Consider the following 25,709-nt stretch of genomic DNA (forward strand, 5'->3'; position numbering starts at 1 on the left):
CTGATCACGCCGCTGCTGCCGGGCGACAGTCCCCGGCGGCAGCGGCGTCACCATGTCCGGTGCGCATCGGCCACCGCGAATGGTGCGCCCGATCACACGCGGTGACGCGGTGTCTCGCCCACCACATCTGCGTTGCACCCCAACACATTTCACGTTCATCCGTCACACCACCGACCGTGCGATGAAACTACCCGGCAATACTTCGGGACGACAGTGGAGGCATGAACGATGCCGAGAGGGAACCCGGAGTTCATGTCAACGCGTGCGAGGCGTGCGGTCGGCTTCCGCACCCCCGTCGCGTCCGCCTGGCGCTCGCGAAACTGTGCGCCGTCTTTCCCGTCGAACTAGCGCTCCATGCCTTGGTCGTTCATTTCCACGCCTCCTATCTGATGACCGTCACGGTCCTGACCGTCAGCACCACGGTGCTCGTGATCTGGGTGGTGGAGCCGTCGGCGATGAGACTGCTCGGCGGCTGGCTGCACGGTCCGCCCGACGGCAAGCACGGCCCTCTCCCGACCGGGCAGTCGCTCTGGCGCATCCGTGTCCGGGTGAGCGACCAACCGGGACAGCTCGAATCGCTGGCCCACAACCTCGCGAAGCTGGACGCGAACATCCTGACCGTGCACGTCCATCACCTGGACGGCGGTTCGCTCGACGAGTTGATCGTCGGCGCGTGCCGCGAGACGTCGCCGGACGCGCTCGCGCATGCCGTCCGAGCCGGAGGCGGGAGCAGTGTGGGCATCTGGCCGGCGTCGGCGCTCGCGCTGATCGACGGCCAGACCAAGGCACTGACGTTGGCGTCGCGGGTAGCCGCCGATCCCTCCGAACTGCCCCTGTCGATCGCGGAACTCCTCGGCGCCCAGTACGTCGATTCGCGCGTGAGCGACCATCCGACCACGGCGGCGTCCGTTGCGATCCCGTCGGGTGAGGGTGAGCCGCTCGTCTTCGTGCGGCCGGCGGACGAGCCTTTCACACCGGCCGAGATCGCCCGCGCTCGTCGCCTCAGCGAACTGGCGCAGCGAACCCGCGCGACCACGAACTCGGGGGGACTCGCCGGGCCTGCCACGTGATCTTGCGGACATCCCGGACGACGGCCACGGTGCGAGAGACACTACGACGGTGATGTTCGCCCGCACTTCGACTGTCCTGACGATCGGCGTCGCCACGCTCGGCCTCCTGGCCACCACCGCCGGTGCGGCGCCGACGTATGCCGTGACCGCCACCGTTCCCGTCGGGCAGACGCCGATGCAGGTGGCGGTCGCACCCAACGGCGCCGTCACGTACGCCACGAACTCCGGGGCCAACAGCGTCTCCGTCATCGACACCGCCACGAACGCCGTCACCGCCACCGTCCCGGTGGGCGGCGGACCCACCGGGATCGCCGTCGCCCCGAACGGTGCGAGGGCGTTCGTCGTGAATACCGCCGACCGGACCGTGTCCGTGATCGACACCGCCACCAACACCGTGGCGGCCACGATTCCGGTAGGCGAATTCGCCTTGGCGGTCGCGGTATCCGCAGACGGGGCCCACGCCTACGTCACCAACGGCGTCGAGAGCACTGTCTCCGTCATCGACACCGCCACGAACACGGTGACGGCCACGGTCCCGGTCGGCGCCTTCCCCATCCAGCTCGCGACCAACGGCACACACGTGTATGTCACCAACTCCTCCGACAACACGGTGACCGTGATCGACACGGCCACGACGACCGTCGTCGACACGATTCCCGTCGCCTCCCACCCCAGTGCGGTGACGGCCACCGACGACCAGGCCTACGTGCGGAGCGGCGCGGAGATGTCGGTGATCGACGTGGCCACCAACACGGTGACCGCCACGTTCGGCGTCGACGGGACGATGGGCGGCGCCGCGGTGACCGGGGACGGGAACACGCTGTACGTCGTCGACTCCGAGGGTGGGGCCGTCACGGTCTTCGATCCGGGTACCAACGCCGAGGTGACGTCGCTCGCCGTCGGCGGCAGCGCCGGTGACGTCGCGGTCTCCGCCGACGGCGCGAGGGCCTACGCCACCAGTCAGAACGATGACACGATCGCCACCATCACGCGCGCACCGGGCGACGCGACGCTGCCGCGCTGACGCTAGACCGACACCACCGCCGGATCCTCCTCCACCGGCTGATCTTTCGACCGCCGGTCGAGTGCGGTGGCGAGGACGAGAACGCCGAGCGCACCCACGGTCAGCGCCGCACCCATCCAGATCGGGGACGTGAAGCCGAGTCCCGCGGCGATGGTGATGCCGCCGAGCCATGCCCCGAGTGCGTTGCCCACATTGAAGGCGGCGATGTTCGCGCCGGACGCCATGGTCGGCGCCTGCGCCGCGTAGTTCATGATCCGCATCTGCAGTCCGGGGACGGTCGCGAAACCGAAGAGGCCCATGAAGAACAGGGCCGCGATGGTCATCGGCTTGCTCCCCGCGGTGAGGGCGAACACGACGAGCACGACGGTGAGCACGGCGAGGATCGTGATCAACGTGCGGGTGAGTGCCTTGTCGGCGGCACGACCGCCGAGGACGTTGCCCACGAACAGACCGCCACCGAACAGCACGAGGAGCCACGGGACGCTCGTCGATGCGAATCCGCCGACCTCGGTGAGGGTGAACGCGATGTACGTGAACGCACCGAACATGCCGCCGAATCCGAGGATGGTGACGGCGATCGAGAACCACACCTGCGGAGACCGGAAGGCCCGCAGTTCGCTGCGCAGACCGGCGGATTCCGGTGCGTCCGCCGGACGGGACACGGAAGGCACCAGCGTTGCGATGCCGATCAGCGCGACGACGCCGATGACGGTGATGGCCCAGAACGTGGACCGCCAGCCGAACTGCTGGCCGAGGAACGTGCCGAACGGGACGCCGAGAACGTTGGCGATGGTCAGTCCCGCGAACATCGTCGCGATCGCGCCTGCCCGCTTGCTCGCGGGTACGAGGTCGGCGGCGAGGACCGAGCCGATGCCGAAGAACGCGCCGTGGCACAGGGCCGCGAGGACGCGTCCGCCCATCATGACCTCGTACGTCGGGGCCAGCGCCGACAGCAGGTTGCCGCCGATGAACAGCACCATCAGCGCCTGGAGGACGCGTTTGCGGTCGAAGCGGGTGACCGCCGCGGTGATGACGATCGCTCCGATGGCGACGGAGAGGGCGTAGCCGGAGATGAGGTAGCCGGCCACCGACTCGCTCACCTGGAAGTCGGCCGACACTTCCGGCAGCAATCCCATGATGACGAATTCGGTGAGACCGATCCCGAAGCCGCCCATTGCGAGGGCGAGCAGACCCAGTGGCATCGCAGCCACTCCTTTCGTACAGACTGGGAGATAAGAGCACTAGCTCGAATACCGCGCCTGCAGTAGTTGCAGGCGCGCCATAAATAGTTGCATACGCCTGCTATGTGCGCAAGCTGGTATTCTGAAGTGGCAGTCGTAACCACAGGAGGTGGCCCATGGCAGTCGCTGACGACGCCGTCGAGATCCGGTCGCAGGGATGGCGCACGCTCGCGGCCCTGCACGGCCTACTCGAGGCGGAGCTCGAACGCGCCCTCCAGCGTGGGCACGATCTCTCGGTGGTCGAGTACACGGTCCTCGACGCCCTCAGCCGCCAGGACGGCTGGCACATGCGCATGGCGCAACTCGCCCGCGCGGCGGCGCTGAGCAGCAGCGCCACCACCAGGCTGGTGAACCGTCTGGAGAACCGCGGACTGCTCACCCGCATTCTGTGCGACGACGACCGTCGCGGCATCTACACCGAGCTCACACCCGCGGGCCGGGCCGCACTGGACGAGGCGCGTCCCACCCACGACGCAACGCTGGAAGCGGCGCTCGATCAGGCCGCCGAAATTCCCGAGCTCGCCCACCTCGCCCGAGCCCTGCACGAAGTCCCCGCATAGGTGAGTGGCGCAGCGTGCCGGGGCACGCTTTGCCACTCACGTCAGGACAGCGGGGTGAAGTCGCGCGACGCGATGTACTCCGGCCGCGGACGTGCCGCGGCGAACGGCTCGACGAGGATGTTCTCGACACTGTTGAACACGAGGAACAGGTTCGACCGCGGGTAGGGCGTGATGTTGTTCCCCGACCCGTGCATGACGTTGGAGTCGAACCACAGCGCGGTGCCCGCGGCACCGGTGAACTGGTCGATCCCGAACTCCGCCGCCATCCGGGTGACGTCCTCGCGACGCGGAACCCCGACCTCCTGCGCAACGAGAGACGACGTGTAGTTGTCGTCGGGGGTAGCGCCGACGCACTGGACGAACCGCTTGTGCGAACCGGGCATCACCATCAACGACCCGTTGAACGGGTAGTTCTCGGTCAGCGTGATCGAGCAGCTGACGGCCCGCGGGACGGGGAGACCGTCCTCGGCGTGCCAGGTCTCGAAGTCCGAGTGCCAGTAGAAGCCGGTGCCCTTGAAACCGGGCATCGAGTTGATGCGGCTCTGGTGGATGTAGACGTCGGAGCCGAGGAGTTGCCGCGCGCGGTCGAGAATCCTGCCGTCGCGGATCAGCTCGCCGATCACGTCGCTGCGCCGATGCACGTCGAAGACGGAACGAACCTCGTCGGTGCCGCGTTCGATGATGACGCGTCCGCTGTCGCGCATCGCCGGGTCCCGGGACAGCCGGTCGAGTTCCTCCCGGCACGACATCACTTCGCCGGCGCTCAGCACGTTGTCGATGATCGTGAAGCCGCGTGACTCGTGTCCGGCGAGGGCCGACGAATCGAACGGCCCGTCGGCGGGCCCGCCCCACACGGCGGGTTCGCTCCGCTGGAGCATCGACGGCTCGGCGGCGATCCGAGTCGGGTAGCGATCGTGACGGTTGGTGTATCCCTGAACCTCAGCTACCTGAGTCATTGCCCCTCCTCGGCACTTACCTCTACTTCACTGTCGCTACGACGACAGAGTCTTCTGGTCGGCGCGGAGCCGCTGAACGGCGTCGTCCAGGTGTTCGGCGAGCAGTTTCTGCACCTCTCCAGCTGTACCCGACCGGATCGCCTCGCGCAGGGTCGCGTGTTCCTGCGCCTGCTCGCGGATGTCGTCGTAGGTGGTCTGCAACGCACCCAGGCACATCCGGGTCTCGATCAGGAGCGTCCTCGCCGCCCGAATGAGCCGGGGGCTCTCCGAACTCTCCACCAGGATCTGATGGAACTGCTGGTCGGCGTCCGAGACGGCGGCGGCGTCGCCGCGCTCGGCCGCGGCCTGCATCACGAGCACGGTGGGTTCGAGTGCCAGGTATGTGGCTTCCCGGCGGCCGTCGTCGAGAATCATCTCGAGCGCCCCGCGCTCGATGACCGAGCGGCTGCGGTACACGTCGACGACGTCGTCGAGGGTCAGCTCCGTCACGAAGATCCCGCGATGACGGATGCTGTGCAGTATGCCCTCGGACACGAGCCTCTGCATGGCTTCACGCAGGGGCCCGCGCGAGACCTGGAAATGCGCGGCGAGTTCCGCCTCGCCCAGCTGCGCACCCGGTTCGAGCGCACCCTTCATGATGGCGACCCGCAGGCGGTCCGCGATGAATTCGGCAGTCGATTGACGACTGACGGGTTCCAGGTCAGTCAGAGCCATGACTGTGGCCTTTCTCGAACAAGGTTCCTAACGACGGGTGCACCGCCGTGTGGCCCGCAAGACGCAGGCCTTCCCAGATGGTCACCTGGTTTGCCGTGAGGACCGGCTTGCCGAGGCGCTGCTCGAGAGTACTCAGCGCACCCAGCGTCCTCATGGCCGTGTCGGGGATGAGCAGGGCTTCGGCGTCCGGGTGGTCGTTCTCCACCGCGAGTTCCACCACGGATTCAGGGCTGAGCAGACCGACCTCGGCCGCGGTGTCGATTCCCGCACTCGACATCGACAGCACCTCGATGCCTGCGGCGGCGAGGAACTCGACGAACAGCTTCGCGACGTCCTCCGGGTAGCTCGCGGCCACCGCGACGCGTGTGATCCCCAGTGCGTGCAGGGCGTGGACGAACGCGAAACTGGTGCTGGACGTGGGTACACCGGTGGCCGCGGCGAGCGTCTCGGCCTGCTGCTTCGCCCCGTCGGGGCCGTAGACGAAGCTGCCCGAGGTGCAGGCCCACACGACGGCGTCCGGCTTCTCCTCGGCGAGGAGTGCGGCCCCGCCGGCGAGCTTCTCGGGGCTCCCGAGGTCGAGCAGTTCGGGCACGGCGTGCAGGTCGGTTCCGTAGATGTGCACGACCGGCAGATCCACTCCGAGCATCTCCGCGGCAAAGGGGTAGTCGTCCTCGGCGGCGTGATCGGGGTAGATGAATCCCACAGTGGGGGTCGGCGTGCTCGTCATGCGTTCTCCTCTTTTCCGTGTCGTGTGGGGTGATGTCAGAAGACGTTGCGGAGCCACTTGCCCGGGCCCGTCATGGGGAGTTTCATCCGGCCGAGACAGGCCCAGATCGTGAGCTGGTTGGCGGTGAGGACCGGTTTGCCGAGTTCCTGCTCGAGCGGGGCGATGACGTCGTAGGTCGGCAGGTTGGTACAGCTGACGAAGATCGCCTCCGACCTGGGGTCGTCCGCAGCGATGATCCGCTCGGCGATCGTGCGGTAGTTGACCTTCCAGATGCCGCCGCCGAGTCCGAGGTGATCGGAACGAACCACCTCGGTGCCTGCCTCGTTCAGGAACGCGTGCAGCCGTTCGGTGAGCGGGGCGTCGTACGGCGTGATCACCGACAGCCTGCTCAGCTCGAGGTGTTCGATGGCCTCGACCAGCGCGCCGGACGTGGTGATCGCGTGCTGGGCGCCTGCCTCGCAGATCGCGTCGCACAGGGTTCGCTCGTATTCGAGACCCTTGATGAAGCTTCCCGACGTGCACAGATAGGCCACGACCTCGGGCTCGACGTGCAGGACGTCGCGCGTCGCCGCCATGAGGTGTCTTCGCTCGGACACGAGTTCGGCCATCTCCAGGCTGACGGGCACGGGTTCGTACGGCGTGCGCGCCAGATGGAGGCTCACCTCGAGGGGAGCCCATCGCCACAGTTCTCGTTCGAGCGCCAAGTCGAACGGGGCGATGATGCCGATTCCCCGTTGCGCGATAGGCCCCTCGAATTCGGGAATGTTCAGTTCCAACACCAGGCCTCACCTTCGTTTCGGCCGCGCCCGAGCATTATCAGATTGTTGACAATCATACGAGTTACTCATACGGTGTCAACGTGAGTCGGAACCCGATCGTCGCGGTGCTACATGCCCACGTCCTGCCGAGCGACGAACTCATGGCACCCGTCGCGTCCCGTGCCGAAGTTCGCTACACCGGCAAGGCGGGGCTGAGCGACGCCCTCGACGGCGCGGACGTGCTGTTCCTCTACGACTTCCTCACCGACGCGGTGCCCGGAGCCTGGCACGCCGCCGGCTCCCTGCAGTGGCTGCACATCGCCGCGGCAGGCGTCGATCCCGTCATGTTCCCCGAGGCCCGCGACAGCGACGTCACGATCACCAACTCACGGGGCGTGTTCGACGGGGCGATCGCCGAGTACGTGCTCGCCCAGATTCTCTCGTTCGCGAAGGATCTGCCCGGTTCGCTGCGCCTGCAGCAGACTCATACCTGGCAGCACCGGGAATCCGAGCGGATCGCGGGCCGCTCCGCCCTGATCGTCGGCACCGGCCCCATCGGCCGCGCGATCGCCCGGCTTCTCCGCGCGGCGGGGATGGAGGTCAGTGGGTCCGGCCGCGCCGCACGCAACGCCGACCCCGACTTCGGGACGGTCGCCGCGACGGAAGACCTCCCGGAGCAGCTCGCCGTCGCCGATTACGTGATCGCGGTGGCACCACTCACCGAGCAGACCCGCCACCTGTTCCGCGACTCGACGTTCGCCGCGATGAAGCCGGGTGCCCGGTTCGTGAACGTCGGACGCGGTGAGCTCGTCCGCACCGACGACCTCGTCGCCGCGCTCCGGACGGGGACGATCGCGGGCGCCGCGCTCGACGTGTTCGACACGGAACCGCTCCCCGCCGGCCATCCACTCTGGGACATGCCGAACGTCTCGATCACCCCCCACAATTCGGGCGACTTCGCCGGCTGGCGAGATGACCTCGTAACCGTGTTCACCGACAATTTCGAACGCTGGGTTGCGGGGTACCCGCTCGAGAACGTAGTTGACAAGCACCTCGGTTACGTACCGAGCCGATGAAGACAGGGCCCGAACGTCCAGGCTGAAGGAGTTCTCATGAATCCCACCGACATGACCGCCGTCGAACTGGTCACGGCCTACTCGTCCGGAGAACTTTCGCCGGTGGAAGCGACGCAGGCGATGCTCGACGCCATCACCGAGCGTGACCGCACCATCAATTCCTACTGCCTCGTCGACGAGGAGCGGGCGCTCGCGCAGGCGCGGAAGTCCGAAGAGCGCTGGAACACCGGTTACTCCAAGGGACTGCTCGACGGCGTACCGATCTCGATCAAGGACATCTTCCTCACCGACGGCTGGCCGACGCTCCGGGGATCACAGGCCGTCGACGAGGACCAGCCGTGGAACGTCGACAGTCCCGTGGCCGCCCGGCTCCGCGAAGACGGGATGGTGTTCCTCGGCAAGACCACGACCCCCGAGATCGCCTGGAAGGCCGTGACCGACAGCGCCCTGTGCGGGATCACCCGCAACCCGGCCGACCCGACCAAGACGGCCGGTGGTTCGTCGGGCGGCAGTGCCGCGGCGGTCGCGGCGGGTCTCGGCCCCTGCTCCGTCGGCACCGACGGCGGTGGCAGTGTGCGCATCCCCGCCTCGTTCTGCGGCGTCGTCGGTTTCAAACCCACCCACGGTCGCATCCCCCTGTTCCCGGCGAGCCCGTTCGGACCGCTGGCGCATGCCGGCCCCCTCACCCGCACGGTCGAGGATGCGGCACTGCTGATGGACATCCTGTCGCTGCCGGACCCGCGCGACCCGACGTCGCTCGCCCCGTTCGCGACCACCTTCCGCGGCGAGATCGGCCGCGACGTGGTCGGACTCGGCGTCGCGTACTCCCCCACGCTCGGCTACGTGACGGTCGATCCGGAGGTCCGGGCGATCGTCGACCGCGCCGTGCAGGCCCTCGACGCCGCAGGCCTGCCGGTCACCGCCGCCGACCCGGGCTTCAGCGATCCGATCGAGGCCTTCGAGCTGCTGTGGGCGTCCGGGGCCGCGGCCATGCTGAAGAACTTCCCGGAAGGCGCGCGCGACAAGGTCGACCCAGGGCTCGGCAAGATCTGGGAACGAGGCGAAAAGTTCAGCGCGGTCGACTATCTCGACGCTCGCGCGGTGGCCGCGGACATCGGCATCACGATGGGCAAATTCCATCTGACGCACAACGTCCTGCTCACACCCACCGTCCCGATTCCGGCGTTCGAGGCCGGCTACGACGTGCCGCCGGACAGCGACCTCACCAGCTGGCCGCAGTGGACGCCGTTCACCTACCCGTTCAACCTGACGCAGCAGCCGGCGATCAGCATCCCGGTGGGCCGCACCGCGGCGGGACTGCCGGTGGGTCTGCAGATCATCGGCCCCCGCCACTCCGACGACCTCGTACTTGCGGTCGCGCGATATGCGGAACACGTCCTCGGCTAGGTCGACCGAAAAGCGCACGATTCGCGCTGCATCCGAGGATGATCAGCACTAGGCCCGGTGCTGCGCGAACGTCTGCGTTGCTGCCCGGGTGACAGTTGGCTGACAGGGATTTTCGGGGTCGGGGCGAGCCCGGGAGAGTAGATGACAGCGACGCCGGTGTCCGGGGTCCCGCCGCATTCGCCGCAGGGCCCGGATCCGCTCGCCCCGGGCATGCTCGTCGCCACCCGATACCGGCTCCTCGGACGGTTCGCCGGCCCCCACTGGGTGCAGTGGTGGCACGCGCACGACACCGAACTGTGCCGGGACGTCGCGCTCAGCCTCATCGACTCGGCGCAGGTCCGCGCCACCGACACACGTCCGGATCCGGTGGCGCGCTTCTGCCGGAACACCACCGGAACCAGCTTCAGCCACGAAGGCCGGATCGCGCAGGTCTACGACATCGCGGCGGTCGGCGACCGGATCGCCGTGGTCGCGGAATGGACGCCCGGGTGGCGTGTCGCGGATGTCGCTCGCACGGTCCCGCGTCCGTTGGATGCCGCTCGCACGGTGCGGCACCTCGCCGCGGCGACCGCAGACGCACACCATTTCGGTGCCCGCCTCTCACTCGATCATCCCAACCGGGTGCGGATCTCCCGGGAAGGACTCGCAGTCCTCGCCTTCCCTGCCACTCTCGCCGACGGCACCGCGGCCGACGACGTCGCGGGGCTCGGCGCGCTGCTGTACGCCCTGTTGCTCGGCACGTGGCCGCTGTCCTCGTCCGGCGAAACCCGGGCAGCCGGACTGCCCCCGGCAGGCAGGCGCGGTGACGGTTCCGTCGTCCCGCCGCATCGTGTGCGGCCCGCGATTCCACGACGTTTGTCCGACGTGGCCATGAACGCCCTCGCTCGGCGACCAGGCATGGTCACCGCGCAGGCGGTCGTCGAAGCCCTCGACCGAATCCTGGCGGACGCGCGGGCTCGCACCGCATCCGCATTCGCTTCGACCACGAAGAGAGCCCGCCCGGCATCCGTCAACCGGCCCCCGAGGCCGAACGCCCCACTTCCCGCATTGAGCGGCGCACTCGCCCTGATCGTCGCGCTCGGCGCCGCCGGGTGGGCGGCGGGCGCCACATTCACCGCGTCGGACGCTCCCCCGGCCGCCGTCGCGGACAGCATGCTCAGCCAGATCGCGCCGGTGCCGGATCCCTTTCAGACACCGCTCACCCCGTCATCCGCGGCCGTCTACTCCCCGCTGCGCTTTCCTGACAACGGTGCCACTGCCTCCCTCGCCGTCGACGCGAACCCCGCGACATCCTGGGCGACCGACCGCTACCCGCAGCAACTGTCGGCGACGAAGCGAGGAGTGGGTCTGATCGTGTCGTTTCCCGAGCCCGTCGATCTGCGGACCGTCTGGATCGACTCCCCGACACCGGGCACCACGGTCGAGATCCGGACCGCCCCCGTCGCGTGGGCGAACATCGAACGCACTCAGGTGATCGGCGCCGCCACGCTCGGCGACGGGGTCACCGAGATCGTGGCCCGGACTCCCACACCCACCCGTCGGGTCCTCATCTGGATCTCGGGACTGTCCGGCGGCGAGTCCGGGTTCCAGTCGCGCCTGTCGGAGATCGGCTTCCTGGGTAGCGGCGCATGAGCCCCAACATCTTCGGTCCCACCCAGCCGAACACGGGTAGCACCGCACGCGACCATCTCGCCAACGAGCGAACCTACCTCGCCTGGCACCGCACCGGTATCAGTGTTGCCGCGCTGGGCGTGGCGGTGGCGAAGTTCGCACCGCACCGCGGCGCCCACGCCGTGGCTGCCGGATTGATCCTGATCGGCGCCGGGCTACTGGTGTCCGTCTACGGCACCGTCCGCTATCGGGTCATCAGCCGGCAGATCGAATCCGGGGAATTCGCACCGGCGACGTTCACCGCCGTGGTCACCTCCAGCGTCGTCACAGTGCTCGCACTCCTCGCCGTGGTGGTCCTACTCTGACCCGGGCAGGGCCGTGACACAGCGGAATCCGATGTGGCTCATCCCGGTGTCGACCATCTGCGGCCGCCGGGCAGCGGGCCGATACCGACGGCAGTAGCTGTCCGCACACAGAAACGATCCACCCTTGATGACCCGTCGGGGCACCCGGAATTGGGGCTGCCGGGCATCGAAGCTCTCCGACATGCCGGGCCCCCGCGGATTGCGGGGCGCACAGCACGACTCCGCTGTGTCGCTGTGCCGGTCCGCGTACCAGTCGGCGGTCCACTCCCACACGTTCCCCGCCATGTCGAACAGACCGTATTCGTTGGGCGGATAGCTACCGACGGCGGTCGTGGTGCCGTAGCCGGGGTCCGGGCGCCACGGGAACTCCCCGTGCCAGTAGTTCGCCAGCGGACGGGATTCACTCTCGGCGGCGTCGCCCCAGGTGAATTCGGCGCGGTCGAGTCCGCCGCGCGCCGCGGCCTCCCATTGCGCCTCGGTGGGGAGGGACCGCCCGGCCCACTCTGCGTACGCTGCCGCGTCCTCGTGGGCGACGTGGACGACGGGATGCTGTTCCAGGCCGGCCGTCGACGACCCGGGGCCTGTCGGGTGCTGCCACGACGCGCCGACGGTCCAGGTCCACCACTGGCTCAGATGACGGAGATCGACCGGGCCCCGAGTGCGGGTGAACACCATCGATCCCGGTTGCAGGTTCTCCGCGGGAGCCCCGGGGAATTCGGCGGGGTCCAGCGGGCGCTCGGCGACGGTCACGTAGCCGGTATCGCGCGTGAATCGCGCGAACTGCGCGTTGGTGACCTGGTGGGTCTCGACGGCGAAGGCGTCGACCGCGACACGATGCGCCGGACCTTCTTCCGGATAGTGCCGATCCGAGCCCATCGTGAAGGTCTGGGCGGGAACGTGCCGGACTTCGGAGACGGTCTGGGTTTCCACACGCCTTCCCTTCTGCCTGATCAGGTCACGGCGGGCGAGAAGACGCTCGTCCAATCGTTCTTCATGCTTACCACGGTCCAGCCCTTCTCTCGTGCGTGTTCGAGGGCCTGCTCGGCGCCGGCGACGTAGTCGAATTCGCGTTCGGCGTCGTCGTGCAGGATCAACACCCGAAGCGACGGGCGGTCGGGTTGCCCGGAGAACGAGAGCATCGGCAGGTCGCCGTTGGAGTTGCCGACCGACAGGATCGGCCGTCGCCCGATCCGGCTCCAGATTCGGACCGGTTTCTCCGGACCGTCGTCGAAGAAGTCCATCGCGGCCTTGTAGAGCAGGTCGCTTGCGTCCGCCCCTTCACGGTACGAGAGGCCGAGGGCGCTGCCGATGACGCGTTCCGGCGGAACCCCGTAGAGCCGCCCGGCGACCGGGCGCATGAAGTCGCGATCACCGCCGGACGCGATGTAGACGGTGAAGTCGTTCGCCTCGAGGTAGCGCAGCAATTCGACCATGGGCACGTATCCACAGCCGGAGTACGGGCGTCCGAGCGTCGGGTGGTCCGCGTCGTCGAAGAAGGCCCGGACCCGCGCATCGTAATTCTCGACGGTGACCGAATCGAATGCCTCGGTGACTGCGCCCATCAACAGTTTCAGATCGCCGTCGTCGCCGTGATAGTGCTTGACCATCGCCGCACCGAGCCAGTGAAGGTCGCGCTCGTGGGCCGCCTTCCACGGTTGCGTCTGCTGCAGATCGGGATTGTCCGCGGCCATCTCGGCGAAGCGCCGGATGGTGAAGTCGAGTTGGATGGGCATCGGCTTCTCACACCAGAGTGTGCCGTCGTTGTCGAACACGGCCACCCGGTCCGCGGAGTCGACGAAGTCCGGCCCGCGTGCCGTCACCCGCCCGACGAAGTCCTCGATCGCGGACCGCGTCGCTCCGTCCGTCCAGGAACCACTCAGCCCGGCCCCCATGTCGGTCAGTCCTTCGCCAGGAAGGCGTGCAGCTTCGCCACCGCATGGTCGATCGTGAAGCTCGCCGGCTCCTGCCTCGGGGGAAATTCCTTGAACGTCTCGAGGAATTGACTGGTGATGAAGGTTCCGTAGATGGCGATGTAGTCGTGGTCGAGGAACCAGTCCCAGTAGGTGTTCGACGTGATGTCGGCACGCTCGAACGGGTCGGTGCGCAGGTTGAACAGTTTCGGCAGCCGCAGGGCGGTGAATGGCTCCGCCCACAGTCCGAGGGTGCCCTGCGCCCGCTGCTCCATGAACACGATCTTCCAGTTGTCGAAACGGATGCCCAGCACGTCGCAGTCGTCGGAGAAGTAGACCATTCCCCGGCGCGGGGACGTGTCGACCTCACCGGTGAGGTACGGGAGCAGGTTGTAACCGTCGATGTGCACCTTGAACGTCTTGTCGCCGACGTCGTACCCGGACTTCAGTTGCTCGACGATGTCGGGCGCACCGGCGGCGGCGAGGAAGGTGGGTAGCCAGTCGTGGTGCTGAACGATCTCGTTGGACACGCTGCCCGCGGGGATCTTGCCCGGCCAGCGAATCACCTCGGGGACGCGGAACGCACCCTCCCAGTTGGTGTCCTTCTCGCTGCGGAACGGGGTGGTCGCGCCGTCCGGCCAGGTGTTCGCGTGGGGACCGTTGTCGGTGCTGTAGATGACGATGGTGTTCTCGGCGAGACCCAGCTCGTCGACCGTGTCGAGCAGCTGGCCGACGTGCTTGTCGTGATCGATCATCGTGTCGTGGTAAGGCGACTGCCAGTGCCCCGCCTGCCCGATGCTTTCCGGCTTCGTGTGGGTCCGCAGGTGCATGTGCGTCATGTTCATCCACACGAAGAACGGTGTGTCCGCTTCCTTCTGCCGCGTGATGAAGTCGATTGCCGCGGAGACCGTCTCGTCGTCGATCGTCTCCATGCGCTTCTTGCTCAGCGGCCCGGTGTCCTCGATGCGTTGCTTCCCGAGCGCCCCGTACCGCGGGTCGACCTCGCCGGCATCCTCCTCGGTGGCCCAGCAATGGAGGACGCCGCGCGGCATCATCACCTCGTGCAGTCTGGGATAGTCCTGCGCGCTGGGATAGTCGGGGAGCTCGGGTTCTTCCTCGGCGTTCAGGTGATAGAGATTGCCGAAGAACTCGTCGAATCCGTGCGCGGTCGGCAGATACTTGTTCAGGTCGCCGAGATGGTTCTTCCCGAACTGTCCCGTGGCGTACCCGAGGGGCTTGAGCAGTTCGGCGATGGTCGGGTCCTCGGGCGACAATCCGACGTCGACTCCCGGGATTCCCACCTTGCTCATGCCGGTGCGGTACACGCTCTGCCCGGTGATGAACGACGCACGACCCGCGGTGCAACTCTGCTCACCGTAGGAGTCGGTGAATTTCATGCCCTCGTCGGCGAGTCGGTCGATGTTCGGTGTCCGGTACCCCATCAGTCCGTCGCTGTAGCAGCTGAGATTGGTGATACCGATGTCGTCTCCCCAAATGACCAGGATGTTGGGTTTCGCGTCCGTCATCTGTCTCTCCTCGCATCATCGGGGGATTCGCAGTCCTGACGTTGCTCCCGGCACCCCCGGGCCACATCACCCGTACCGGGTGAGAACCTCGGGATCACGCACCCCCGATCGGCCCGGATTCAGCCCGCGTCGTCCGACCGGCCCGGTCTCACGACGACGGGGACCCCCTCGTACGGCGCCAGGGTGATCGGGAAGCTGTGGAGTTCGTCGACGGTGCCGATCTGTTCGTCGGTGAACAGGTTGACCGCGGGTGATCCGGCCGGCAGGAACTGGGACTGCACGGTCGCGGCGATCTCCTCGGACGTGAAGTTGAGAACGGTGACCTCGAGACTCGAATCCGCCAGTTCGTGGACCATGACGAGCAGCCCCTTGTGCGACACCGTGGGCACGTCGAGCTGGACCGCGGTGGCGATGCCGAACCGGTTGCGGACGTCGATGATGCGGGCGAGACCGCGAGCGAAGGACGCCGGATCCTGCAGCTGCACCGGCAGACTCCCGTACAGGCTGGTACCCCGGGGGATGCCCGACTCCGACCGGGCGGCTTCCGGATTGACCCCCATGAGGTCGTGGGCGCCGCGGTTGATCCAGCGGGTGTCGCCTTCGGCGAGAAGGTCGGCGACGTCCTCGGACGGCACGGGCAGCAGCCCGCACAGATCCCAGCCCGACAGGGCGAACACACCGGGCTGGAGCGCATTGAACATCGCCAGGAGCAGATGCGCCTGCTTGACGGTGTCGATGTCGGCGGCATCCATCCTGTCGAGGTCGCGGATGCCGAGCGCAGCGGTGATGACGCTCGCGGTCGTGCAGGCGATCCCGTTCGTCGTGAATGTGCGGTTGTACGGGGCCCAGCGTCCGGTGAGCCGCTCGCACAGATCCTTCCGGATGCGGTCACCGAGATCGGACCCCGTGATCGACTCACCGCCGTACACGAATTCGTCGTCCTTGTGCAGCGTCGCGAAGTGGACCAGTTCGAACGTCAGCTCGTCGTGGTTCTGCAGGGCATGGACGAGCGATGCGGCATCGACACCGTGATCGCGGGCGAGGTTCATGGTGAGCCGGAGAAATTCGGTGTTCCCCATGACGAGGGCGTGGTGGTAGGCGGGACGATTGATGAAGTCGTAGGACAGGTCGGCTCCGGTCGTCCCCATCGCCTTGATGTCGTCGATCGTGAGGTTCAGTTCCTGGAACGTGAATCCCCCCATCTTCCGCACGATGCTGGCGATCAGGTGATTCGCCGCCTCCGACAGTGGATGCCCTTCCGACCAGCCGGGCAGTCCTTCGGTCCGGCGTTCGACTCCGAGGAAACCGTTGGCGTCCAGTCGAAGCGCGCCGGCACCGAGGTCCGCGATCGAGTGGCAGGCGTCCCCGATGACGAGGCGCATGCCCGCGAACGACGGATCCAGCCAGTTGATGGAGGGCTGCCCCGCCTTGAAATAGTGCAGGTACACCCACCTCCGCTCGATGCCGTCCACCCCCTTCACCGCGGGGGTGACACTCCAGTTGGTTTCCTTGACACCGAGTTCGTAGAAGATGACGCGCTGGAGTTGACCGATGATGTACCCGGCCCGGGCGAGTTGCGCCTCGGTGTCGGCGTCGATGTTGACCGAGTCCCGGCCTTCCGGCACACGGGGAAGCAGGTGCCAGTCCTGCTGTTCGATCTCCACCATGTGATAGATGCCGGGGTAGTCGGCGTACGCCATCTCGGCGAGCCGGAAGTCGGCGCCCTTGCCGGTGTGACCGGGGACGATGTCGTCGATGACGATGCCGTCGTACGCTGACGCGACGACGCAGAGCTTGCGGAACTCCTCCTCGGTTCCGAAGGCCGAGTCGATCTGCATGCTGATGCGGTCGAAATGGCCGTCCACCGAGGGCGTGGCCCGCCACCCGTTGATGCCGCCTGCCTGTTTCACCGGCCCGGTGTGGACCGCGGTCACCCCGATCTCGGAGAAGGCCTGCCACAGGGACTCGTCGCCGAGCGAACTCAGGAAACTCGCGCGCGGCGCCGTGATGATCGAAATCGGGTACGCCGTGAACCACACCGATCCCCGTTCCACCGCTGCGCGCGGATTCGGGTCGGCATACGGGTTCTGCCACATGCTGCCCTTGCCGGACAACTGCTCCGCGATCAACTTCGCATCGTGCAGGATCGACTGATTGATCAGCCATTCCACATAGTTCGGGTTGTCCGGCACCGGCTCACCCGTCTGCGCATCGACCCTGGTCGCACGGCGGACCGACGGTTTCAACGGCCGAGGGCGCGCCGGGTAGAACTGCTCGTCGTAGCTGATCTCGCTGGGCTCGTGATGGATCTCGGGGTTCATGGTCCTCCGTCGTCATCTCGTCTGCTCCGCCGCACCGGTCGGCTACCCGTCCACCGTCCCACGGAAACGACCGCCCGGCATGCGGAGTTGGATGACTGTCAGCGAACCGCGGACCTTTCGGGTGCGATGAACTCGGCGGAGGCCTCGGACCACAGGCTCACCCGCCTGTCCCGGCTCTCGAAGAGCTCGATCTCGCGTCTGATGCCGGAACTCTGATCCCATCCGGGGATGTCGAGGATGATCAGCTCCTCCATCGCGTCCATGAACACCCGGTCGACGGGTCCCCACATCGTGCCGATCGCGGTGGTGTCCTTTCCGGTGAAAGTCAGGTTGACGGGATGTGACATCGACACCTGGCTGAACACCGCATGGCCGGATTCGACGATGTATCCCGCTACTTCGTTGCTGGCGAGAAACCGCTCGTGTGTCACCGCCGGGTCGGCATGGCTGTAGGGGCAGGCCAGAAAGATCTTTCGCATGGTTCCTCGTGATTCGTGGGGCGCAGGCCCCGGTGCAGGGCGGCCGCTCATCGAGACCCCGCCGGCAGTGGATGCACGGTTGGGCACCATCCCGAGATCGCCTCGATCATCAGCGACGCGACCTCCCGGTGGGCGACGTCGTTCGGAATGTCGTGGTAGCCGCCCGGGATGACGACGCTCTGTCCGTGCTGCAGTTCTCGTGCGAATTCGGCGGCCCGGTCCGGAGTCGCGAACGCGTCGAATTCGCCGTTGACCAACAGGATCGGCATCGTCATCGCGGGCAGACACGCCCGCACTTTTCCTCCGGCCACGGTGAGCGCCTGCCAGAGGTTCGGTTCGGCGGGAGCTGTGTCGAAGCCGAGCGGATCGTTCTCGAGTGCATCGAGGTACGACCGGTCCTTCGCCATGACAAGGTCCGTCCGGCCCTCCGCCTCACGCGGCAGACCCCAGAGGGGTGCTCCCGTCATGATCAATCCGGTGCGCAGGGACGGGGTGCGAACCGAGAGAAGGGCCCCGGTCAGTGCGCCGAGCGAGTGGCCCAGGACGACCACCGGCAGGTCGGGCTCGTCGTCAGCCATGATGTCGACGAGAACTCCTGCATTGGAAGCGAGTTCGTCCACCGAGGGGAAGATCCCTGCCGGTCCGCCGGTGTGACCGTGGCCGAGATGATCGGGTGCCCACACGTCCAGACCGGCCGAATTCAACTGTCCCGCCAGCCGATGATAATGACCGGAGTGCTCACCGAATCCGTGCAGGAGCAGGATCTGCGCCCACGGCTGCGCGACTTCCCACTGCCGGTAGTAGATCTTGTTCCTGACACCGTCGAAGAAGGGCATGTCAGGCCTCCGGGCTTCCCGGATCGGTCGACGGCGGCGCGGCAGGCAGGTCCTCGAACCAGGTCGGTGACGTGAGCCAGTTCAGCGGAATCGGCGGGCTCGGGTAGCCCGCGACGAGAACGACGTTGCCGTGCACCGAGTAGTCGCCGGTCTGGACGAAGACCTTCACGCGGTCACGGAAGTTGTAGAACTCGGGGAGGTACCGCAGCTCGTGGACGTTCTCCTCCCCCACCAATTCGGAGACGAACTTCCGGGCTTCGGGGTTGGCAGTCACCATGTCCTCGGTGACGATGGCAGCTTCGAAGTCGCCCACCTCGCACAGCACCGACAGCAGATCCCCGACCGACGGCAATCCTGGTGCGATGCCGAGATCGATGGTCTCGACCTGCGGTGACAGGGGAACGAGGCTCGCGGAAGACGTGCCGCTGCCCGCGTCCGCGACGTAGATCATCTCGCCGTGCCGGAGCTGGCTCACGACAGCGGCCAGGCGTTCGTGCAGCAATCGGGTTTTCGGTGCCATGGGATTCGTCCTTCGATCGAGGCCGTGAGGGATGTGCGGTGCGACGCACCGGGCACAGAATGTGCTCTAGTCGACAATCGACTAAAAATCTAGGACGCTCCCGCCCTGAGGTCAAGCGCTGAACGAATCCCGACTCGGCGCTTGACCGATCGTCGTGAATGGGCGCACACTTGCTTGGTCGATTGTCGACAAAGAGTCAATCGATTCCCCACGTCTACGCGCTTCCACATCCATACGACCCTCGAGGGAGAAACCATGGGCCAGCTGCTGCAGGGCAAGACAGTCATCGTTACGGGCGCAGGCGGAGGCATCGGCCTCGCCACGGCCTTGCATCTCCACGACGAGGGGGCACAGGTGGTCGCCACCGTGCACTCCGAGTCCAGCCTTCCCCAGCTGAAGGTCGACGACGATCGCCTGATCGGCCGCGTCGTCGATGTCACCGAAGAAGAGCAGGTCAAGGACCTCGTCGACTTCACCGTGGCGACGTTCGGCAAGCTCGACGGCATCGTCAACAACGCCGGCATCCTCAAGCCCGGCACCATTCTGGACGCGTCGGTCGAGGACTACCAGAAGACGTTCGACGTCAACGTGAAAGGCGTGTTCCTGGGGTCGAAGTATGCGATTCCCGAGATGCTGAAAGCAGGCGGCGGGTCGATCGTCAACTTCGGTTCCATCAACTCGATCGGCGCGGAGAAACTGCTCACGACGTACACGGCGAGCAAGGGCGCCGTGCTCACGTTGACCAAGGCCATCGCCCTGGACTTCGGAGCGCAGGGCATCCGCGCCAACACCCTCTGCCCGGGCTTCGTCGATACCCCGCTGAACGTGCCGCACTACACGGCACTCGGCGGCCGCGAGGAACTCGAGGCCGGGCTCCCCGACTTCCAGCCGATCGGACGCGCCATCCTCCCCATCGAGATCGCGCACTCCGTCGCCTTCCTGCTGTCGGACCACTCCACCGCCATCACCGGGACGGCATTCGTCGTCGACGGCGGCGTTCTCGCCGGGGCCTGAGCACCCAGTCTTGCGGTGGGGGCCCTGTCGCCTCGGGCTCCCGCCGCAACCCCATTTGACAGCCGACGTGACTCCCATCACTATTGATGCAATGTCGACAATTAGACGAAATGAGGTCGACCCCGATGACTTCCACTGACTCCGATGTCACCCAGCACGACGTTGTCGACGTGTTGGTGATCGGCGCGGGTCCGTCCGGCGCGGTGGTCACGCACACTGCCGCCACGGCGGGACTGAGCACCCTCTGCCTCGAGCAGGGTGACTGGGTCAACCCCAGCGACTTCCCCGCCAACCACCCCGAGTGGGAACTGCTCATCCAGCACGACTGGGCGCACGATCCGAATGTCCGGGCCCTGCCGTCCGACTACCCGGTCGACGTGACGGAATCCGACATGTGGCCGGTGATGTTCAACGCCGTCGGGGGAAGTTCCATCTTCTACGGCGCGGAGTGGCCACGGCTGCTGCCCTCGGACTTCCGGGTCAAAACGCTCGACGGTGTCGCGGACGACTGGCCGATCAGCTACGACGACCTCAAGCCGTACCACGACGAGGTCGACGAATTCATCGGCGTCTCCGGAGTCGACGGCGACACCGCCTACCCCGAGGGACTCGAATACCCGTTGCCGCCACACCCGTTGGGCAAGCCCGGCATGAAGGCGGCCGAAGCCGCGAACACGCTCGGCTGGCACTGGTGGCCGGGCACCAACGCGATTCCCAGTCAGAAGAACAAGACACTCGAGCAGTGCGGTCGCTGGGGCGTCTGCGAATGGGGTTGCCCGCAGGGCGCGAAGGCCTCGTTCGACTTGATCTACATGCCGCAGGCGCAGCAGGCCGGCGCCCGCGTGGAGACCGGTGCGCGTGTCCGCCGGATCGTCACCGGAGATGACGGCCGCGCCGCAGGCGCCGAATGGGTGGACCGCACCGGCGCCGTCCATTTCCAGCCGGCCCGGGCAGTGATCGTCTGCGCGAACGGCATCGGAACACCACGACTTCTCCTGCTGTCAGCCGACGAGAAGCATCCGGACGGCCTGGCGAATTTCTCGGGTCAGGTGGGCCGGAACCTCATGCTGCACCCCAACTGCACCGCCATCGGGTACTACGAGGACAACCTGGAGAGCTGGCGCGGTCCGGCGGGACAGCTCATCCACTCCATGCAGTTCTACGACACGGACACCTCCCGCGGATTCGTCCGCGGCGCCAAGCTGCACGCCCTCCCGACTCCGGGACCGCTGAACACGATCGAGACCCACCGGCAACTCGATTTCGACGACCTGTGGGGACCGGCCATCCACGACGTCGCGCGCGCGGCGTCCAACGGCATTCTCTGGGCGGCCAACGTGGAGGATCTACCCGAGGAACACAACCGGGTCACCCTCTCCACCGAGGAGTTCGATGCCGACGGTCTGCCGGCGCCGAAGGTCGAGTACCGGGTCAGCGAGAACACCCGGAAGATCCTGAAGTACACCGTCGACCGGATGGTCGAACTCCACGAGGCGGCGGGCGCGAAGCAGATCTTCACGCAGGAACTATGGGTCGACCAGCCAGGGCACCTCCTCGGGACGGCCCGGATGGGCGACGACCCGACGACGTCCGTGGTCGATTCGTACGGCCGCGCCCACGATGTCGACAACCTCTACATCGCGGACGGCAGCATCTTCGTCACGTCCGGCTCCGCCAACCCGACCTGCACGATCAGCGCCCTCGCCCTGCGCGTGGGCAAGAAGGTCGTCGACGACGTCACCGCACGGAAGGCATCGGCATGAGCACCACACCCCTCGACCTGCACTCGGCGCCGAAGCGGCGTCTGTCGGTGCCCGGCAGGCACACGGCTCCGCCGCGGCCGCTCACGGACTCCGAGCTGACGACGCTCCTGCGGATCGCGGACTGTCTGATCCCCGCGTCCGGTGAGAATCCCGCCGCCAGTGAGGCCGACGAGTACCTCCGCTATCTGAATCTGGCACTGGCCGCCCGGGCCGACGTCTTCGACGCGGTCCTCTCCGCGGTCGACAAGGCGGCCGGTCTCCGCGGTGACGACCTGCGCGCGGAGATCAAGCGGATGTGGGCCGAAGACAAGTTCACGTTCGATCCGCTGTCCTCGATCCTCGCCGGTGCCTACTTCATGACTCCCCAGGTCAAAGCGCTGATCGGGTATCCCGGCCAACATCGGGACGCCGCCGGATTCGAGGATGCGGCCAACGAACTGGAAACCGGGATACTCGATCCGGTGCTCGAACGCGGCCACTTCTACGTGTCCGCGAACGGCGAATAGCCTGCTCGGACGCTCCCCCGTTCCGCACTGTTGATCTATTGTCGACAAGAGGCTCCCGGCGTGGTCAACGTCGAATCAACCAGCATCAGAAAGGACAACCCGATGACTCTGTCACCGAACCGTCCACCGGGATCGACTGTGGGTCGACGCGAGGACGGCGACATCTCCCTCGGACGGATCCATCAGCGCACCACTCCGGGCACGGTCGCGGGCGTCCTGCGCACGGCGATCCTCGACGGCACCCTGGCCCCCGGCAGTCAGCTCCGCGAGGCACACATCGCCGCCGACCTGGGCGTGAGCCGGGCGCCGCTGCGGGAGGCGCTGAGCATCCTCGCCGACGAAGGCCTCGTGGTGAAGATCGCGTACAAGGGGGCGTTCGTCGCCGAGGTCAGCGCGAAAGGGATGGCCGAGATCGCCAGCCTGCGCAAACGGCTCGAGCCCTACGCGATCGAGCTGGCACTGCCCCGACTGTCGGGTGCCGGCCGGACCAAGATCGTGCGGACCCTCCAGGACATGGCCCGGGGCGCCGACGACGGTGACCTGACCCGGACCATCGACGCGCACATGAGCTTCCACCGGGTGATCTACGAACTGTCCGAGCACGGCCTCCTGCTGGACCTGTGGCGCAGCTGGGAATCCCAGCTCCAGCTGTTCCTCTCGGCGGATCATCAGTCGTTCCCCGACCTGCACGACGTCGTCGCCGAACACGAGCGCCTGCTCACCATCATCGATACCGGCGACCTCGAGGCGATCACCCGCGAGATCGACCGGCACGTCCACGGTTCGACCGACGCTGCCCCGGCCGCAACCGCTGCAGTCGACGGTTCTCAGCCGTCGAATGCGTGAATACGTCGACTTCCTCGGCAGTCAGCCGCCCTACGACGCGCTGGATTCCGCCGACCTCGACGCCCTGGCGCGGACGGTGGAGGTCGAGTACTTCGTCGCAGGCGCACGGATCGTCGAGGCAGGCGAGGCCCCACTCGATCACTTCTTCGTAGTCCGCACCGGAGAGGTCGAGGTGATCGACCGCGGCCGGGTCGTCGATCTTCTCGGCCCCGGCGAAACCTTCGGGCAGATCTCGGTGCTGTCCGGTCTGCCGCCGCCTCTCGCGATCCGCGCCTCGGAAGACACACTCTGCTACCGCTTCCCGGACCCGCGGCCGGTGCTGCGGCACCCGCAGCGACTCCAGTTCGGGCATTACGGCACCCTCGTCACGCGGGAACGATTGGCCCGCTCGGGGTTGGTCGATCAGGCGTTGCGTGCGGCCCGTCATCAGATGCGCCCCGTCGTCTGGTGCCCCGCCGATGCGACCGTGGGCGAGGCCGCGTCCGTGATCACGGAGGCAGGCCAGTCGTACGCGTTGATGGACCGGGGCGGCGCGATCGGGATCGTCACCGACAACGACTTCCGGCGGGCGTTCGCCGACGGGCACGTCGACGCGCACAGCCCGGCATCGGTCATCGCCTCGTTCCCCGCCCGGTCCGTCCCCGCCGAGACGCTCGTGGGCGATGCGTTCCTGACGATGGTCGAGTCGGGGGTACATCACCTGGTCGTGACCGGCACCGGTGAAAGACCGGTGGGGATTCTCCGCGTCGTCGACCTCGCTTCGGCCGAAGTGCGCAATCCCCTGGTCGTCCGCCGGGCGATCGACGACGCGACCTCGGTGGACGACCTGGCGTCCGCGGCGGCCCTGCTCCCCGGAACCTGGGTCGAGTTGTACGACACCGGTGCATCCGTCATGCACGTCGCGGGCCTGATGTCCGCGGTGATCGATGCGATCATCAGGCGGCTCGTCGAGCTGACCGACGTCGGCGCCGACCACGTTCCCCACCGGACGTCCTGGCTGCTTCTCGGGTCGGTGGCCCGGCGCGAACCACTCCCCAGGTCGGACGTCGATACCGGCCTGGTCTGGGAGGATCTGCCCGGCACGGACTCGCCCGCCCGGAAGTTGCAGAACTGGGCCGGGCGCGTCCTGGACAACATGGAACGCTGCGGCCTGCCCCGCTGCGCCGACGGCGCCAACGCGACCAACCCCCTGTTCGCGCGCTCGCGCACCGACGCGGTCGCCGCCGCGACGTCGTGGATCACGAACCCCACCCAGAAGAACGCTCTGCTGCTGTCGTCGATGATCGCCGACAGCCGACCCGTCAGCGGGATGTCGCTCGGACGTTCGGTGTCCGACGCCATGCTCGCGACCACCCGCAGTCGCGAGTATCTGTCGGCCCTGCTGCGCTTCACCACGTCCCGGCGACCTCCGGTCGGGTTCGTGCGCAACTTCGTGGTCGAGCACTCCGGCGCCAACCGCGGCCACCTGGACCTCAAGGCGGGCGGGCTCGTGCCCATTGCATCACTCGGCCGGTGGATCGCCGTGGTCACCGGGGACGATCGCGGCTCCACCCTCACCCGGTTGCGGCGCGGTGAGGCCGCCGCTCTGCTCACCGCGGACGAAACGGAGACGCTCGTGCGCGCGTTCGAGTACGTGTACGGATTGATTCTGGGCCGCGAGATCGAGGCCATCAAGGGCAGCACCGCCGCGACGACGTGGGTCGCGCCCAACCAATTGGACACGCTCACCCGCCGGTATCTGCGGGAATCGTTCCGTGCGGTGGCCGAGGTCCAGAACCGGTTGGAAAGTGAATGGGTGGCGCGTCTTCCATGAGGGCGCACCGGATGTTCCGCCGCCCCGACACGCTGTCGTGCCCGTGGCGCGACGCCGAGTTCGCGGTCGTCGATCTGGAAACGACCGGACTGGACCTCGCGCGGGACACCATCGTGTCCTATGGGGCGGTCGTCGTCCGGCACGGCCGCATCGTCATGTCGGAGAGCGTCTACGGACTGGTTCACCCCGAGTGCGACATCCGCCCGGAGGCCGTTGCCGTCCACACCCTCCGGGAGGCGGACGTGGCCGATGCCCCACCGGTGAGCGAGGCCGTCGGCGTCCTGAGACATATCCTCACCGACCGTGTCCTCGTCGCCCACGCGGCGTGGGTCGAGACGGCCTTCCTTTCCCGCGCCTTCCGCGACAGTGGGCTGAAGTTCCGGCCGACGGTCGTCGACACCGCTGCCCTCGCCCGTGCGGTGGGCGTGGCGCCGCGGCAACGCCCGCACGAGCCGAACCTGGAATGGCTCGCCGACACGCTCGCCCTGCCGGTCGTCGATCCCCACCACGCGCTGGGCGATGCCGTCACCACGGCACAGGTGTTCCTCGCGCTGGCCTCCCGGCTCGAGCACCGCGGTTACGACACCGCGCGCTCCCTCGTCGATCTGAGTGCCGGCGACCGTCGCCTCGGGCGCGGTTGACGCAAAGGTAATACGGCCGAAACAA

Annotated in this window: 25 protein-coding genes; 13 read left to right on the forward strand and 12 right to left on the reverse strand. The window is 67.2% G+C overall.

Features of this window, described 5'->3' with window-relative positions; genetic code table 11:
• Window positions 1-221 precede the first annotated feature (221 nt).
• Window positions 222-1,070 (forward strand): amino acid-binding protein, encoded by an 849-nt coding sequence (locus WKC72_RS37775; protein ID WP_037241868.1) that lies wholly within the window; start codon window positions 222-224, stop codon window positions 1,068-1,070.
• Between the two features lie 52 nt (window positions 1,071-1,122).
• Window positions 1,123-2,094, forward strand: a complete 972-nt coding sequence (locus WKC72_RS37780) for a beta-propeller fold lactonase family protein (RefSeq protein WP_370181317.1) — start codon at window positions 1,123-1,125, stop codon at window positions 2,092-2,094.
• Window positions 2,095-2,096: 2 nt separating this feature from the next.
• Here the strand turns inward: WKC72_RS37780 and WKC72_RS37785 are convergent, their stop codons facing one another.
• Entirely contained in the window at window positions 2,097-3,296 is a 1,200-nt protein-coding gene (locus WKC72_RS37785; RefSeq protein ID WP_128640049.1) for an MFS transporter, read from the reverse strand.
• Window positions 3,297-3,451: 155 nt separating this feature from the next.
• Between WKC72_RS37785 and WKC72_RS37790 the strand changes: the two genes are divergently transcribed.
• Window positions 3,452-3,895, forward strand: coding sequence for a MarR family winged helix-turn-helix transcriptional regulator (locus tag WKC72_RS37790; protein WP_037241876.1), 444 nt, complete (start codon window positions 3,452-3,454; stop codon window positions 3,893-3,895).
• 41 nt (window positions 3,896-3,936) lie between these two features.
• Here the strand turns inward: WKC72_RS37790 and thpD are convergent, their stop codons facing one another.
• Genes thpD through WKC72_RS37810 form a run of 4 tightly spaced genes read right to left on the reverse strand, consistent with a single transcriptional unit; the run spans window position 3,937 to window position 7,071 of the window.
• Window positions 3,937-4,851 carry an ectoine hydroxylase gene (thpD, locus tag WKC72_RS37795; RefSeq protein WP_370181318.1) on the reverse strand — a complete coding sequence of 305 codons (915 nt, stop codon included), beginning with the start codon at window positions 4,849-4,851 and terminating at the stop codon, window positions 3,937-3,939.
• 36 nt (window positions 4,852-4,887) lie between these two features.
• On the reverse strand, window positions 4,888-5,565 hold the full coding sequence (locus tag WKC72_RS37800) for a GntR family transcriptional regulator (RefSeq protein ID WP_037241885.1): 678 nt from the start codon (window positions 5,563-5,565) through the stop codon (window positions 4,888-4,890).
• On the reverse strand, window positions 5,552-6,292 hold the full coding sequence (locus WKC72_RS37805) for a maleate cis-trans isomerase (RefSeq protein ID WP_011596947.1): 741 nt from the start codon (window positions 6,290-6,292) through the stop codon (window positions 5,552-5,554). The genes WKC72_RS37800 and WKC72_RS37805 overlap by 14 nt, the downstream gene beginning before the upstream one ends.
• Window positions 6,293-6,327: 35 nt before the next feature.
• On the reverse strand, window positions 6,328-7,071 hold the full coding sequence (locus WKC72_RS37810) for an Asp/Glu/hydantoin racemase (protein WP_081792703.1): 744 nt from the start codon (window positions 7,069-7,071) through the stop codon (window positions 6,328-6,330).
• An 80-nt stretch (window positions 7,072-7,151) separates the two neighbouring features.
• On the opposite strand from WKC72_RS37810, the gene WKC72_RS37815 reads away from it, so the two are divergent.
• From WKC72_RS37815 to WKC72_RS37830, 4 genes are all read left to right on the forward strand, one after another.
• Entirely contained in the window at window positions 7,152-8,126 is a 975-nt protein-coding gene (locus WKC72_RS37815; protein ID WP_037241887.1) for a D-2-hydroxyacid dehydrogenase, read from the forward strand.
• 36 nt (window positions 8,127-8,162) lie between these two features.
• A complete protein-coding gene (locus WKC72_RS37820) occupies window positions 8,163-9,533 on the forward strand; it encodes an amidase (RefSeq protein WP_268791737.1) in 1,371 nt (456 codons plus the stop codon).
• Between the two features lie 141 nt (window positions 9,534-9,674).
• Window positions 9,675-11,165: a hypothetical protein gene (locus WKC72_RS37825; protein ID WP_370181319.1), complete on the forward strand. Its 1,491-nt coding sequence runs from the start codon at window positions 9,675-9,677 to the stop codon at window positions 11,163-11,165.
• A complete protein-coding gene (locus WKC72_RS37830; RefSeq protein ID WP_112299612.1) occupies window positions 11,162-11,509 on the forward strand; it encodes a YidH family protein in 348 nt (115 codons plus the stop codon). The genes WKC72_RS37825 and WKC72_RS37830 overlap by 4 nt, the downstream gene beginning before the upstream one ends.
• On the opposite strand, the gene WKC72_RS37835 is transcribed toward WKC72_RS37830, so the two are convergent.
• The 7 genes from WKC72_RS37835 to WKC72_RS37865 form a co-directional block, all read right to left on the reverse strand.
• The gene (locus WKC72_RS37835) at window positions 11,501-12,439 is read right to left on the reverse strand and encodes a formylglycine-generating enzyme family protein (protein ID WP_112299611.1); all 939 of its coding nucleotides are present in this window, start codon (window positions 12,437-12,439) and stop codon (window positions 11,501-11,503) included. The two genes, WKC72_RS37830 and WKC72_RS37835, sit on opposite strands and share 9 nt — an antisense overlap.
• Before the next feature lie 20 nt (window positions 12,440-12,459).
• Window positions 12,460-13,401: an HAD family phosphatase gene (locus WKC72_RS37840; RefSeq protein ID WP_128640055.1), complete on the reverse strand. Its 942-nt coding sequence runs from the start codon at window positions 13,399-13,401 to the stop codon at window positions 12,460-12,462.
• Between the two features lie 5 nt (window positions 13,402-13,406).
• Window positions 13,407-14,945, reverse strand: coding sequence for an arylsulfatase (locus WKC72_RS37845; protein WP_370181320.1), 1,539 nt, complete (start codon window positions 14,943-14,945; stop codon window positions 13,407-13,409).
• 119 nt (window positions 14,946-15,064) lie between these two features.
• Window positions 15,065-17,266, reverse strand: coding sequence for a maltose alpha-D-glucosyltransferase (gene treS / locus WKC72_RS37850; RefSeq protein WP_037241905.1), 2,202 nt, complete (start codon window positions 17,264-17,266; stop codon window positions 15,065-15,067).
• Window positions 17,267-17,364: 98 nt separating this feature from the next.
• Window positions 17,365-17,745 carry a DUF1937 family protein gene (locus WKC72_RS37855; RefSeq protein ID WP_370181321.1) on the reverse strand — a complete coding sequence of 127 codons (381 nt, stop codon included), beginning with the start codon at window positions 17,743-17,745 and terminating at the stop codon, window positions 17,365-17,367.
• A 47-nt stretch (window positions 17,746-17,792) separates the two neighbouring features.
• Complete coding sequence (locus tag WKC72_RS37860) at window positions 17,793-18,581, reverse strand: alpha/beta fold hydrolase (RefSeq protein ID WP_112301925.1); 789 nt, start codon at window positions 18,579-18,581, stop codon at window positions 17,793-17,795.
• A gap of 1 nt (window position 18,582) precedes the next feature.
• Window positions 18,583-19,101 carry an RbsD/FucU domain-containing protein gene (locus WKC72_RS37865; RefSeq protein WP_370181322.1) on the reverse strand — a complete coding sequence of 173 codons (519 nt, stop codon included), beginning with the start codon at window positions 19,099-19,101 and terminating at the stop codon, window positions 18,583-18,585.
• A gap of 255 nt (window positions 19,102-19,356) precedes the next feature.
• On the opposite strand from WKC72_RS37865, the gene WKC72_RS37870 reads away from it, so the two are divergent.
• The 6 genes from WKC72_RS37870 (at window position 19,357) to WKC72_RS37895 (ending at window position 25,684) form a co-directional block, all read left to right on the forward strand.
• A complete protein-coding gene (locus WKC72_RS37870; protein WP_037242486.1) occupies window positions 19,357-20,115 on the forward strand; it encodes an SDR family NAD(P)-dependent oxidoreductase in 759 nt (252 codons plus the stop codon).
• Window positions 20,116-20,240: 125 nt separating this feature from the next.
• On the forward strand, window positions 20,241-21,878 hold the full coding sequence (locus WKC72_RS37875) for a GMC family oxidoreductase (protein ID WP_370181323.1): 1,638 nt from the start codon (window positions 20,241-20,243) through the stop codon (window positions 21,876-21,878).
• Window positions 21,875-22,384, forward strand: a complete 510-nt coding sequence (locus WKC72_RS37880; protein WP_128640059.1) for a hypothetical protein — start codon at window positions 21,875-21,877, stop codon at window positions 22,382-22,384. The genes WKC72_RS37875 and WKC72_RS37880 overlap by 4 nt, the downstream gene beginning before the upstream one ends.
• A gap of 60 nt (window positions 22,385-22,444) precedes the next feature.
• Window positions 22,445-23,230 carry a GntR family transcriptional regulator gene (locus tag WKC72_RS37885; RefSeq protein ID WP_370181324.1) on the forward strand — a complete coding sequence of 262 codons (786 nt, stop codon included), beginning with the start codon at window positions 22,445-22,447 and terminating at the stop codon, window positions 23,228-23,230.
• A complete protein-coding gene (locus WKC72_RS37890) occupies window positions 23,223-25,043 on the forward strand; it encodes a putative nucleotidyltransferase substrate binding domain-containing protein (RefSeq protein WP_370181325.1) in 1,821 nt (606 codons plus the stop codon). Before WKC72_RS37885 ends, WKC72_RS37890 begins: the two co-directional genes overlap by 8 nt.
• Window positions 25,022-25,684 carry a PolC-type DNA polymerase III gene (locus WKC72_RS37895; protein WP_370181326.1) on the forward strand — a complete coding sequence of 221 codons (663 nt, stop codon included), beginning with the start codon at window positions 25,022-25,024 and terminating at the stop codon, window positions 25,682-25,684. Before WKC72_RS37890 ends, WKC72_RS37895 begins: the two co-directional genes overlap by 22 nt.
• The last annotated feature ends 25 nt before the right edge of the window (window positions 25,685-25,709 follow it).

It is taken from the genome of Rhodococcus wratislaviensis (assembly GCF_041228765.1).
Classification (GTDB): Bacteria; Actinomycetota; Actinomycetes; order Mycobacteriales; family Mycobacteriaceae; genus Rhodococcus_F; species Rhodococcus_F wratislaviensis.